General features: G+C 70.5%; 12 protein-coding genes. 10 read left to right on the forward strand and 2 right to left on the reverse strand.

What is annotated here, in order from left to right:
• The 3 genes from DI269_RS24815 to DI269_RS24825 form a co-directional block, all read left to right on the forward strand.
• The coding region (locus DI269_RS24815) for a glycosyltransferase family 4 protein (RefSeq protein WP_115509867.1) at positions 1-609 on the forward strand (609 nt) is incomplete at its 5' end.
• 3 nt (positions 610-612) lie between these two features.
• On the forward strand, positions 613-2,853 hold the full coding sequence (locus DI269_RS24820) for a hypothetical protein (protein WP_112141016.1): 2,241 nt from the start codon (positions 613-615) through the stop codon (positions 2,851-2,853).
• Between the two features lie 145 nt (positions 2,854-2,998).
• Positions 2,999-4,609 (forward strand): CTP synthase, encoded by a 1,611-nt coding sequence (locus DI269_RS24825; RefSeq protein WP_232822897.1) that lies wholly within the window; start codon positions 2,999-3,001, stop codon positions 4,607-4,609.
• Positions 4,610-4,666: 57 nt separating this feature from the next.
• On the opposite strand, the gene DI269_RS24830 is transcribed toward DI269_RS24825, so the two are convergent.
• Positions 4,667-5,023 carry a DUF805 domain-containing protein gene (locus tag DI269_RS24830; RefSeq protein WP_112141020.1) on the reverse strand — a complete coding sequence of 119 codons (357 nt, stop codon included), beginning with the start codon at positions 5,021-5,023 and terminating at the stop codon, positions 4,667-4,669.
• 237 nt (positions 5,024-5,260) lie between these two features.
• Positions 5,261-6,763 (reverse strand): MFS transporter, encoded by a 1,503-nt coding sequence (locus DI269_RS24835; protein ID WP_112141095.1) that lies wholly within the window; start codon positions 6,761-6,763, stop codon positions 5,261-5,263.
• Positions 6,764-6,921: 158 nt separating this feature from the next.
• Here DI269_RS24835 and DI269_RS24840 point away from each other — a divergent pair, with 158 nt between their 5' ends.
• The 7 genes from DI269_RS24840 (at position 6,922) to DI269_RS24870 (ending at position 12,913) form a co-directional block, all read left to right on the forward strand.
• Positions 6,922-7,461, forward strand: coding sequence for a TetR/AcrR family transcriptional regulator (locus tag DI269_RS24840; RefSeq protein WP_112141022.1), 540 nt, complete (start codon positions 6,922-6,924; stop codon positions 7,459-7,461).
• Positions 7,462-7,493: 32 nt separating this feature from the next.
• Positions 7,494-8,045 carry an NUDIX domain-containing protein gene (locus DI269_RS24845; protein ID WP_232822894.1) on the forward strand — a complete coding sequence of 184 codons (552 nt, stop codon included), beginning with the start codon at positions 7,494-7,496 and terminating at the stop codon, positions 8,043-8,045.
• A gap of 186 nt (positions 8,046-8,231) precedes the next feature.
• Entirely contained in the window at positions 8,232-9,353 is a 1,122-nt protein-coding gene (gene ald, locus DI269_RS24850) for an alanine dehydrogenase (protein WP_112141024.1), read from the forward strand.
• A gap of 219 nt (positions 9,354-9,572) precedes the next feature.
• Positions 9,573-10,445, forward strand: coding sequence for a ParA family protein (locus DI269_RS24855; RefSeq protein ID WP_112141099.1), 873 nt, complete (start codon positions 9,573-9,575; stop codon positions 10,443-10,445).
• A 77-nt stretch (positions 10,446-10,522) separates the two neighbouring features.
• Complete coding sequence (locus DI269_RS24860) at positions 10,523-11,431, forward strand: segregation and condensation protein A (RefSeq protein WP_232822895.1); 909 nt, start codon at positions 10,523-10,525, stop codon at positions 11,429-11,431.
• The gene (gene scpB, locus DI269_RS24865; RefSeq protein WP_112141028.1) at positions 11,428-12,189 is read left to right on the forward strand and encodes an SMC-Scp complex subunit ScpB; all 762 of its coding nucleotides are present in this window, start codon (positions 11,428-11,430) and stop codon (positions 12,187-12,189) included. Before DI269_RS24860 ends, scpB begins: the two co-directional genes overlap by 4 nt.
• On the forward strand, positions 12,176-12,913 hold the full coding sequence (locus DI269_RS24870; RefSeq protein ID WP_112141030.1) for a pseudouridine synthase: 738 nt from the start codon (positions 12,176-12,178) through the stop codon (positions 12,911-12,913). Before scpB ends, DI269_RS24870 begins: the two co-directional genes overlap by 14 nt.
• Positions 12,914-12,950: the final 37 nt, after the last annotated feature.

Here is a 12,950-nt window from a genome sequence, read left to right on the forward strand (position 1 = left end):
CGCCTCGCCCCCGTCGCCGCCCCGCCGCGCCGCGCCACCGGCGAGCCGCGCGCCGTCCGCGACGAGCTCGGCATCGGCGACCGGCCCCTGCTGCTGTCGGTCGGGCGCCTGCACCCGCAGAAGGACTACGACACCCTCATCGCCGCCGCCGCCCGCTGGGCCGACCTCGACCCGCAGCCGGTGGTCGCCATCGCCGGGGACGGCCCCGAGCGCGAGCGCCTCCAGGGCCTCATCGACACCGCCAAGGCCGACGTGCGCCTCCTCGGCCACCGCACCGACGTCGGCGACCTCCTCGCCGCCGCCGACCTCTCCCTGGTCACCAGCCAGTGGGAGGCCCGCCAGCTGTTCGCCCAGGAGACCCTCCAGGCCGGCGTCCCGCTCGTCACCACCCGCACCGGCGGCATCCCCGAACTGGTCGGCGACGCCGGGCTCTACTTCGAAGTCGGCGACGTCGACGCCCTCGACCGCACGGTCCGCGAGCTCCTCGCCGACGGCGCCAAACTCGCCGACTACCGCCTCGCCAGCCTCGCCCGCGCCGCCACCTGGCCCGACGAGCTCCAGATGATGGACGCCCTCGACGCGCTCTACCTCGAACTGACCGGCCGCTAGCCCGTGGCGCGCAACCTCGATGCCGGGCGGCTGGCCCGCAAGGCCCGCAAATCCCTGGCCCGCACCGTGGCCGAGAACCGCGGGCCCCTCCTCGTATGGGTTGTTGCCGCCCTCCTCGCGGCCCTGGCGATCATCCAGCTGCTGCCCGACGAGCCCGAAGAGGCCATCCCCGACACCGTCGACTCCGTGATCGTCCTCGGCGTCGGCGGCCTGTCGTGGACCGACATCGACGCCGAGTCCACCCCGAACCTCGCCGCGCTGGCCGAGAACGGCTCGCTCGCCGAGCTCAACACCGACTCCGGGCGCAACTTCACGTGCACCCTCGACGGCTGGCTCACCCTCTCCGCGGGCGCCCCGGCCGTCGCCGGCGCCTACGGCGACTCGGCCGACTGCGGCGCGGTCTCGGGCGACCAGATCGCCACCGACGACGCCGGCACCACCGTGTCCGACATGACCGACCTGGTCGCGCTCAACCGCGACCTCGACCAGGGCGCCGAGGTCGGGATGCTCGCGGCCGGGACCTCCTGCGCCACCGGCGTCGGCCCCGGCGGCGCTTACGCCACCGCGAACTCGGTCGGGCGCGTCGGCGAGTACGCCCCGAACCTGCCCTCCGGGCGCGACCTCGCCGCGCTGCTGGCCGAATGCCCGCTCACCGTCGTCGACGGCGGCGTCCTGCCCACCGATCCCGAACTGCGCGAAGCGAACCTCGACGCCCTCGACGCCGTCGTCGGGGCCCTCGCCGAGGCCCGCGGCGACGACGCCGCGCTCATCGTCACCGGCGTCAGCCAGGTCGAGGAGCCCAACCGGCTCCTGGCCACGGTCGCCAACTTCGGCGGGGACGACGGCCACAACCTCCTCGACCTGCCCGCCGAGCGCCCCGGCTACCTGCGGCTGACCGACCTGACCGCCACGATCCTCACCCTCCTGGACGCGCCCCTCCCGGACTCGGTCTCGGGCACGGCCGCCGGCGCCACCGCCGACACGCTGTCCTATGAGGAGCGACAGGCGGTGTTCGACGACACCGACGTGCGCCTCATGGCCGCCTCTGTCGCCGCCCCGGCCACCCAGTGGCTCCAGGTGATCCTCTTCCTCGCCCTGACCTTCGTGGCCTGGCCGCTGCTGCACCTGCTGCGCCGCGCCGGCCAGCCCGGCGTCAAGCCCCCGCCGCTGTGGCTCATGCGCCTGAACATCGTCTCCGCGCTCGTGTGCGCCCTGTTCACCGCCGCCGCGATCCTCGCCGACTTCTTCGAGTGGTGGTCCTTCCCCCACCCGGGCGTCGTCGGCCCTCTGACGGCCCTGGCCATCGCCGTGGCGTGCGCGTTCGTCGCCATCCTCATCCCCGGCCGCCGCAGCCCTGCTAGCCTGATGATCACCGTCTCCGCCTTCGGCATCATCGTCACCGTCATGGCCATGATCATCCACACCGAGGACCCGCTGGGGACCCTGCTGGGCGACTACACCGTCGCCGACTCGGCCTCCAACGAGCTCGGGCCGGTCGCCACCGGCATGTTCATCGCCTCCCTGTGGCTGCTGGCCGCCGCCGCGGCCTGGCGCCTGCCCCGCCGCTACCAGGCCCCCGTCATGGCCGGCACGGGCTGCCTGGGCGTCCTGGTCGTCTCCGCCGGGTTCCTCGGCGACTCCGTGCCCGCCGCGGTCGCCTTCATCGTCGGCACCTGCCTCGCCGCCGCGCTCGCGACCGGCGGCTGGGTCACCTTCCAGCGCTTCGTCTGGTCGGGCCTGGCCGGGGCCGCGGTCCTGCTGGGCCTGTCGTGGATCGACTACCAGCGCCCGGCCGCCGAACGCGGCGAGCTCGGCGCGTTCCTCGGCGACGTCCTCGGCGACACCAACGGCGTCATCGCCTCCGGCGTCGGCTCCAACATCGTGGCGGTCTTCACCTCCCCGATGAGCCTCCTGGCCGTCATGGCCGGCGCCTACTGCTGGCTGGTGCTCCTGCGCCCCGGCGGCGGCCTGCGCCGCGCCTGGGGCCTGTACCCGCCCCTGCGCGCCGCCTTCTCCGCCGCGGTCTTCGGCTCGGCGATCGCCGGGCTCCTCCTCGGCAAGGGGATCATGAGCCTCGGGTCGGCCCTGGCGGTCATGGTTCCCTTGGCGGTCATCATGAGCCACCGCGTCCTGGCCCGCGCGCACGTGAAGGACGGGGAGTATTCGAACATGATCGTCGACGCACCCTCGTGGGTCGATGAGGAAAACAGCGGCGAAAGTGTTAGTGTGGAATCCCGTGGGTGATGCGATCCACCGGCTGCTTTAACGAGCGGTTCGTTCGACACGAACACCACGGGAGTCCGCCTTGGCCAGCGCCGCAAATGGTCAGATCCGCACTACGAAGCACCTCTTCGTCACCGGTGGGGTCACCTCCGCCCTCGGCAAGGGCATGACCGCCGCCAGTCTCGGGAACCTGCTGACCGCCCGCGGCCTGTACGTGGTGATGCAGAAGATCGACCCGTACCTGAACGTCGATCCCGGCACCATGAACCCGTACGAGCACGGCGAGGTCTTCGTCACCGACGACGGCGGCGAGACCGACCTCGACATCGGCAACTACGAGCGGTTCCTCGACCGGAACCTGTCGCGTGACGCGAACGTCACCACCGGGCAGGTCTACTCCGACGTCATCGCCAAGGAGCGCCGCGGCGACTACCTCGGCGCCACCGTCCAGGTGATCCCGCACATCACCAACGAGATCAAGTCCCGGCTCGCGGCGATGGCCGATCCCGATCCCGAGACCGGGCGCGTCCCGGACGTCGTGATCACCGAGGTCGGCGGCACCGTCGGCGACATCGAGTCGCTGCCGTTCCTGGAGGCGATCCGCCAGTACCGGCACGACATCGGCCGCGACAACATCTTCTTCCTCCACGTTTCGCTGGTGCCGTACCTGGCCGCGTCCTCGGAGATGAAGACCAAGCCCACGCAGCACTCGGTCGCGCAGCTGCGCAGCATCGGCATCCAGCCCGACGCCATCGTCTGCCGCTCCGACCGCCCGCTGCCCGACGGCCTCAAGTCCAAGATCGCCGGGTTCTGCGACGTGGACGACGCGGCCGTGGTCTCGGCGCCGGACTCGAAGTCGATCTACGAGATCCCCAAGACCCTGCACTCCGAGGGCCTGGACGCCTATGTGGTCCGCAAGCTCGACCTGCCGTTCAAGGACGTCGACTGGACGGCCTGGGACGACCTGCTCGACCGCGTCCACAACCCGGAGTCGGTCGTCGAGGTCGCGGTCGTCGGCAAGTACGTCGAGCTGCCGGACGCGTACAAGTCCGTGGTCGAGGCCCTGCACGCGGCCGGGTTCGCCCACCGCGCGAAGGTCAACGTCCGCTGGGTGATCTCCGACGAGTGCGGGAGCCCCGAGGCGACCGCGAAGTCCCTCGCCGGCGTCGACGCCGTGGTCATCCCCGGCGGGTTCGGCGACCGCGGCGTGCCCGGCAAGATCCAGGCGCTCACCTGGTCGCGCACGCACCGCGTGCCGACTCTGGGTCTGTGCCTCGGCTTGCAGTGCATGGCGATCGAGGGCCTGCGCGAGATCGCCGGGCTGGTCGGCGCCGATTCGGAGGAGTTCGACCGCGAGGCCGAGCACCTGGTCATCTCGACCATGGCCGACCAGACCGAGATCGTGGCCGGGCGCGGCGACATGGGCGGCACGATGCGCCTGGGCACCTACCCGGCGAACCTCGCCGAGGGCTCGATCGTGGCCGAGGTCTACGGCGCCACCGAGGTCAACGAGCGCCACCGCCACCGCTACGAGGTCAACAACGCCTACCGCGACCAGCTCGCCAAGTCCGGGTTCGTGGTCTCGGGGCTGTCGCCCGACGGCCGCCTGGTCGAGTTCATCGAGCTCGACCGCGAGCAGCACCCGTACTACGTGGCGACCCAGGCCCACCCCGAGCTCAAGTCCCGCCCGACCCGCCCCCACCCGCTCTTCGCGGGCCTGGTGGCCGCGGCCCTGAAGCGCCAGGCCGCCGACCGCCTCGACCTCGAAGCGGCATAACCGAACACGACGGAAGGGCGGGACCCGAACGAGTCCCGCCCTTCCGTCGATGCGCCATCAGGACTCGCGCGGGTCCTCGCCGTACTGGTTCGAGCCGTAGTGGCCCTCCTGGGCGAGCATCACCAGCAGGATGACGCCGCCGACGGCCGGGATGAAGTTGAGCAGGTACAGCCAGCCGGACTTGCCGGTGTCGTGGAGGCGGCGCACGATCACCCCGAGCGCGGGGATGAGGGTGGCGAGAAAATACAGGTAGAACGGGATCAGGAACGCCCGGCCGTCACCCAGCGCTCCGAGGAGGAAGATGAGGGCGAAGGCGATGAGGAGGTGGATGAGCAAGAACATCCAGTACTCCTTGCGGCGGGCGCGGCCTGAGAATCCGATGTAGTTCTTGAGCACGGCGAGATACCAGTGCACAGGGGCTCCTTTCAAGGGGGCGATCCTCTACGGGATCAATTGGGGGCGTGAGGGGTGGCGGCCCCGGGGCCAGGACCGGGAGAGAATTTAGCATGGTTCCCCAGGCCACCGCGCCGTGATTCGACCTCTGCCTCCTTTGAGGACCTGATGTCGCAATGCGCCCGATTCACGCCTTCCCGATTGCAATGCGCGAAGGGACGGGACTCGAACGAGTCCCGTCCCTTTCTCTGTTTGCGTCTACGCCTTGGTGCGCAGGGCCCGGCCGACCGAGATCGTGGCGATCAGGATCAATCCGGCGGCGATCAAGGCGACCGTCTGGAGGCCGTGGGTGAACGCGGTGCGGGCCGCGGTCAGCAGGGCGTCTCCGGCCTCTGCCGGGAGCGTGGCGGCGACGTGGACGGCTTCGCCGAGCGTCTCCGAGGCGCCGGCGGGCGCGTCGGAGAGTTCCGAGCGGTATATCCCGGTGGCGAGGGATCCCAGCAGGGCCACGCCCATCGCGCCGCCGAGCTCGTAGGCGGTCTCCGAGATCGCCGAGGCCGAGCCGGCGCGGTCGGCCGGGGCCGCGGCGAGGATCGCGTCGTTGGTGACCGTTTGCGCCAGGCCCGCGCCGGTGCCGATGAGGATCGAGGCGCCCACGACGACCAGGGCGCCTTCGTCCACGCCGACGAACGCCATTCCGGCGAACCCGGTGATCACGAACGCCAGGCCCCCGACGATGGTGCGCGCCATGCCGATGCGCTCCGAGAGCCGCACCGCGAACAGGCCCGCGACGACCGACACCGCCATCTCCGGCAGCAGCAGGAGCCCCGCTTGCATAGGGGAGTATCCCAGCACCAGTTGCAGGTACTGCGTGAGCAGGAACAGCGAGGAGATCATCGCGAACACGATCGTGAAGTTCGTGGCCAGCGAGGCGCTGAAGCGCCGGATGCCGAACAGGTTCAGGTCCAGCAGCGGGTGCTCCAGGCGGCGCTGGCGTCGCACGAACACGACCGCCATGGCCGCGCCGAACGCGATCGCGGCGAAGGCCGTCCAGTCCAGGCCGTGCTCGGCGAGCGTCTTGACCCCGTAGACGAACGGGAACATCGCCATGAACGACATCGCGACGCTGAGCAGGTCGAGCGGGCCCGGGTTCGGGTCCTTGGACTCCGGCAGCAGCATCGGCGCGGCCACCATCACCGCGAGCGAGACCGGTGCGGCCATGAGGAACACCGAGCCCCACCAGAAGTGCTCCAGGAGCCATCCGCCGATGATCGGCCCGGCGGCGGCGCCCGCGGAGAACCCCGACGCCCAGATCGCGATGGCGAACTTGCGCTGGCGGCCGTCGGTGAAGAGGTTGCGCATGAGGCCGAGTGTGGTCGGCATGAGGGTCGCCCCGGCCAGGCCCAGCAGGGCGCGGGCGGCGATGAGCGTCTCGGGTGTGGGCGCGTAGGCGGCGAGGACGCTCGCGGCGGCGAACGCGGCCGAGCCGATGATCAGGAGCCGGCGGCGGCCGATGCGGTCGCCGAGGGAGCCCATGGTGACCAGGAGGCCGGCGAGGGTGAACCCGTAGACGTCCACGATCCACAGCAGCTGCGAGCTGGAGGGTTCGAGGTCTTCGGACAGGAACGGCACGGCGAAGCCGAGCACGGTCATGTCGATGGAGATGAGCAGCACCGGGAGCACCAGCACGGCCAGCGCCCAGCCCTGTTTGGCGCTGAATCGGGCGCGCGGCTCGGTCGGGCGCGGCATCGTCGTCGTCATGGTGTCCTCCTTCTGGAAGCTCGCGGCCATGGGCTGCCGCGGAAGCGGCGGCCCGCAGGTCGGCACCTGGGGCGGTTCGGCGAAGCTTGTGATCGAATCGACGGTTCAGGGGAATTCGCTGTACCGTCCAGACGGTATAGTAGCAAGCGGGAGGGCACATGGCCAAGGACGAAGTCAGCACGCGTGACCGGATTCTCAACGCGCTTCAGCGCATCCTCGTCGAGGAGGGCTCCTCGGGCGTGACCCTGGAGAAGGTCGCCGCCGAGGCCGGCGTCTCCAAGGGCGGCCTGCTCTACCACTTCAAGTCCAAGTCCGACCTCTACGACGGCCTGGCCGCACGGTTCCGGGCCCGGGAGGAAGTCAACTTCCTAGAGGCCCGCAGCCAAGGTGTGGTCGAGACCTACCTGCGGGACTCCACTTCGCCGTCGAAGGAGTCCGCGGCCAGCCTGTGGGCCTTGCTGAGCGCACTCCGCGGCAACGACGAACTGTCCGCCGCCGCCCGGAACGACGTCCTGTTCACCTTCGACGGCTGGGCGAAACTCCTGCACGAGAACATCGAGGACCCCGTCACCGCCGAGATCGTGCGCCTGGTCGGCGATGGCCTGTTCCTCTCCGCGCTGGCCGGTGTCCCCCTGCCGTCTCAGGAAGTGGTCGAGGGCCTCGTGCGGCGCCTCAAAGCCGACGCCGGCGAATCCTGATCCTGTAACGCGACCGGGCTAGGGTGGCTCCCGTGCATGACTACCGAGTCCTCGACAGCGAAATCGTCCACCGCGGCTGGTGCTACGACCTGACCGCCGAGACCGTCGCGATGCCCGGCGGCGGCAGCGCCCGCCGGGAGTTCCTCGACCACTGCGGCGCCGTCGTCACCGTCCCGCTCGACGAGTCCGGGCGGGTGGGCCTCATCCGCCAGTACCGCGTCCCGCCCAAGGAACTCATGTGGGAGTTCCCCGCGGGCCTGCGGGACATCCCCGGCGAGGACCCCGCCGTGACCGCCCGCCGCGAGCTCGCCGAAGAGGTCGACCTCGCCGCCGCCGACCTGGTCAAACTGGGGGAGTTCTACACCACCCCCGGCATCTCCAACGAGCTCGTCCACTACTACCTGGCGATCGGCCTCACCGCCGTCCCCGAGGCCGACCGGCACGAGCGCACCGACGAGGAGGCCCACATCGAACTGGTGTGGTGGGACCTCGACAAGGCCCTCGCCGCCGTCGCCGACGGCGAGATCCGCAACGGCGTGTGCGCCCTCGCGCTCAGCCTCGCCAAACTCCACCTCAACGCCTGAGGCGCACGGTCACAGGGCCCGTCGCGCGCAAGCGCGGCGGGCCTGACTTACGATCACCGCGACGACGCCGTCCGAACCGCTGACCCAGAAGGAATGCCGGGCTCAGGGCGATCCGCGTCCTAGACTGCCTGAGCGGGTTGCCGACCGGCCCCGAACTGGCACAACGCTTCGGAAGGAACCCGCACCGTGAAAGTCGCCGTCCCCCGCGAGATCAAGAACAACGAGTACCGCGTCGCACTGACCCCCGCCGGGGTCCACGAGCTGGTCGCCGCCGGCCACCACGTCAGCGTCGAGACCGGCGCCGGGCTCGGCTCGGCCATCACCGACGACGACTACCGCGCCGCCGGGGCCGTCATCTGCCCCGACGCCGACTCCACTTGGAGCACCGGCGATCTGGTCCTCAAGGTCAAAGAGCCGATCCAGGACGAGTTCCACCGGATGCAGCCGGGCCAGACCCTCTTCACCTACCTCCACCTCGCCGCGAGCGCCGAGTGCACCGACGCGCTCCTGGAGCGCCACGTCACCGGGATCGCCTACGAGACCGTGCAGACCCGCGACGGGCGCCTGCCGCTCCTGGCGCCCATGAGCGAGGTCGCCGGGCGCCTGGCCGTCCAGGCCGGGGCCTACCACCTCCAGCGCCCCGAAGGCGGCCGCGGCACCCTCATGGGCGGCGTCCCCGGGACCCCGCCGGCCCGCGTGGTCATCATCGGCGCCGGCGTCTCGGGCATGAACGCCGCCGCCATCGCCGTCGGCATGCGCGCGGACGTCGAGCTGCTCGACCTCAACGTCGACAAGCTCCACGCCGCCGACGACCTCTACCAGGGCCGCCTGCGCACCATCGTCTCCAACCGGTTCGAGATCAAGCGCGCCTGCCGCGAGGCCGACCTGGTCATCGGCGCCGTCCTCGTCCCCGGCGCCAAGGCCCCCACCGTCGTCGACGACGAGGTCCTCGCCGACATGAAGGACGGCGCGGTCCTCGTCGACATCGCCATCGACCAGGGCGGGTGCTTCGCCCACTCGCGGGCCACCACCCACGACGACCCCACGTTCTCCTACGGCGGCAAGCTGTTCTACTGCGTCGGCAACATGCCCGGCGCCGTCCCGAACACCTCCACGTACGCGCTCACCAACGCGACGCTCCCGTACGTCATGCGCCTGGCCAACCACGGCTGGGCCGAGGCCCTGCGCACCGACGCGGCCCTCGCCGGCGGGCTCAACACCTATGCCGGGCAGGTCGTCAACGAACCCGTCGCCGTCACCCACCACCTGCCGCTCATGCCGATCGCGCAGGTCCTCGCCGAGAACTGAGGACACACAGGACCCTCACGTCCCAGGCCGTAGCGGGCGATCCCACACCGGGTGCCTCGGAGTCTCGCAAGCCGTCGACAGCCTCGATACACTGACGTACAGTCGCTATGACAGGCAATGGTGAGACGCCCGGCACCCGGTGCCGACTCGCACCCGGAGGCGGAAATGAGCAGTGTGGACAGCAACGACAAATGGGCGGCCCTGCGCGGCGCCGCGCAGATGCCTCCCGCTGACGGAACCGAGGACCTGTCCTCGCCCGACCCCGAGACGTACACCAGCAAACGCGAGATCCCGCAACCGCAGCCGCTGGAGCGCCACGGGCCGGCCCGCGTCATCGCCATGGCCAACCAGAAGGGCGGGGTCGGCAAGACCACCACGACCATCAACCTCGGTGCGGCCCTTGCCGAGTACGGCCGCAAGGTGCTCCTGGTCGACTTCGACCCGCAGGGCGCGCTGTCGGTCGGCTTCGGCACCAACCCCCACACCCTGGACCTGACCGTCTACAACCTCCTCATGCAGGAGGACGTCGACATCGACGACGTCATGGTCAAGACCAACGTCGCGGGCCTGCGCCTCCTGCCGGCCAACATCGACCTCTCCGCCGCCGAGATCCAGCTGGTCAACGAGGTCGCCCGCGAGCAGACCCTCGCCCGCGTCCTGCGCCCGGTCATCCCCGACTTCGACTACGTCCTCATCGACTGCCAGCCGTCCCTGGGGCTCTTGACGATCAACGCCCTCACCGCCGCCCACTCCGTCCTGGTCCCCCTGGAGTGCGAATTCTTCTCCCTGCGCGGCGTGGCCCTGCTCCTGGACACCGTCGACAAGGTCCGCGAGCGCCTCAACTACGACCTCGAACTCGACGGCATCCTCGCGACCATGTACGACTCGCGCACCACCCACTCGCGCCAGGTCCTCCAGCGCGTCGTGGAAGCCTTCGGCGACAAAGTCTTCAGCACCGTCATCACCCGCACCGTGCGCTTCCCCGAGACCACCGTCGCCGGCGAGCCCATCACCACCTGGGCCCCCGCGTCCTCGGGCGCCCGCGCCTACCGCCAGCTCGCCCGCGAACTCATCGCCGCGACGGACAAATAGCGTCCCGAACGCGTTCCACCACAAGAAACCCAGAGTTCACCCCGTAGCGTCTGCGGGGCCCGTCTAAGCTTGCGTGCGTGAGCGACCAGCAGCTGCCCCAGCTCCCGACCCAGCGGGAGGGCGAACCGGACGAGGCCGAGACCGGCTTCCACGTCCGGCTCGTCAACTTCGAGGGCCCCTTCGACCTGCTGCTGCAGCTGATCGGCAAGCACAAGCTCGACGTCACCGAGATCGCCCTGCACGAAGTCGCCTCCGAGTTCATCGCCTACGTCACCGGCCTCGACGAGGCCTGGAACCTGGAGGAGACCTCCGAGTTCCTCCTCGTCGCCGCCACCCTCCTCGACCTCAAGACCGCCCGGCTCCTGCCCGGCACCGTCGTCGACGACGAAGAGGACCTCGCGCTCCTCGAAGCCCGTGACCTCCTCTTCGCCCGCCTCCTCCAGTACAAGGCCTACAAAGAGGCCGCCGGCGCCCTCTCCGAGCTCGCCGAGGGCGCCGCCACCCGCGTCGCCCGCAACGTCGGCCTCGAAGAGCGCTACAAGGGCCTGCTGCCCGAACTCGTCCTCGACCTCACCCCCGACGCCCTCGCCGCCCTCGCCGGGAAGGCCATGGTGCCCAAGCCGGTCCCCACCGTCGGCACCGGGCACATCCACGTCCAGCGCGTCTCGGTGCGCGAGCACGCCGTCATCCTCTCCCGCCGCCTCCAGCGCGTCCAGACCGCGACCTTCCGGGCCCTGACCTCCGACTGCGAGACCCACCTCGAAGTCGTCGCCCGCTTCCTCGCGCTCCTGGAGCTCTACCGCGAGGCCCTGGTCGGGTTCGAGCAGATGCAGGCCCTCGGCGAGCTCACCGTCCGCTGGCTCGGCGGCACCGGCAACACCGAGATCGAGGTCGACGAATACGCGGGCGCGCCCGCAGAGGCCGAGGCAGCGGCCTCGGACGCCGTGTCTTCGGACGCACCGACGGGGGAGGAACCGAGCGAATGACCGAACGAGCCGAAGACCTGGAAGAGGGCCTGGCCGCCTGGCGCATGCCCAGCGCGCGCCAGGAGGCCGCGCCGCTGCGCCCCGACACGCCCGCCGACGAACCGGCCGGCGAGGACGACGAGTACGCGGCCGCGCTGGCCGCCGTCCCGGCCCAGGCCGGACCCGACGGGGACGACGAACCCGAGGTCACCGCCGTGAGCCCCGTCCCCGACGACGTCGATCTGGGCGCCGTCCTGGAGGCGATCCTCATGATCGCCGAGGAGCCCTTGTCGGAGGAGTTCCTGTCCTCGGTCCTGGAGCGACCGCGCTCACAGGTGCGCGAGACGCTGGGTCGGCTCAGCGCCGAATACACTGGTGACGGACGCGGATTCGATCTGCGTCGCCAAGCCGGCGGCTGGCGCTTCTACACCCGGGCCGACTACGCCCGTTTCGTGGAGCGGTTCGTGACCGACGGCGCCTCCGCCCGCCTGACCAAGGCGGCGCTGGAGACGCTTGCCGTGGTCGCCTACCGGCAGCCGGTCACCCGCGGCCGCATCTCGGCCATCCGGGGGGTCAACTGCGACGGCGTCATGCGCACGCTGGTGGCGCGCGGCCTGGTCGAGGAGTGCGGGACCGACCCGGACTCGACGGCGACGCTCTACCGCACCACCACCCTGTTCTTGGAGAAGATCGGACTGGACTCGGTCGACCAGCTGCCTGAGCTGGCCCCGTTCCTACCGGACGACGTGACGGATATCGAGGAAGATGAACAACGCTGACGAAGAAGGCATCCGCCTGCAGAAGGTCCTGTCGCAGGCCGGGGTCGCCTCCCGCCGCGCCGCCGAGGAGCTGATCTCCCGCGGCAAGGTGAAGGTCAACGGCGAGCCCGCCCGGCTCGGCCAGAGAGTGGACCCGTCCAAGGACGTCATCCACGTCTCGGGCAAGCGCGTCATCACCGACGTCGACAAGGTCTACTACGCGATCAACAAGCCGCGCGGGATCGTCTCGACCATGGACGACGACGAGGGCCGCCCCTCGCTCGCCGAGTTCGCCAAGGGCATCGACCACCGCGTGTTCCACGTCGGCCGGCTCGACACCGACTCCGAGGGTTTGCTGCTGCTCACCAACGACGGCGAGCTGGCCAACCGGATCATGCACCCCTCGCACGGCCTGCCGAAGGTCTACCGGGCGCAGGTCAACGGGATCATGGACAAGCCCACCTGGAACCGGCTGCTCAAGGGCGTCGAACTCGAAGACGGGCTCGCCAAGGCCGACAAGCTCAAGATCATCGACGAGCACGCCGGCCAGTCGTTGATCGAGATCACCATCCACGAGGGCCGCAAGCACATTGTGAGGCGCCTCATGGACGAGGTCGGCCACCACGTCTCGCGCCTGGTGCGCACCGAGATCGGCCCGGTCCAGCTGCGCAACCTCAAGCCCGGCACGCTGCGGCGCCTCACCCCCAACGAGGTGGGGGAGCTGTTCCGCGAGGTCGGCCTCTAGAGGTCGTACAGCCTGCTGTAGCGACGGCATGGGCATG

It is taken from the genome of Glycomyces dulcitolivorans (genome assembly GCF_003265355.1).
Taxonomy (GTDB): Bacteria; Actinomycetota; Actinomycetes; order Mycobacteriales; family Micromonosporaceae; genus Glycomyces; species Glycomyces dulcitolivorans.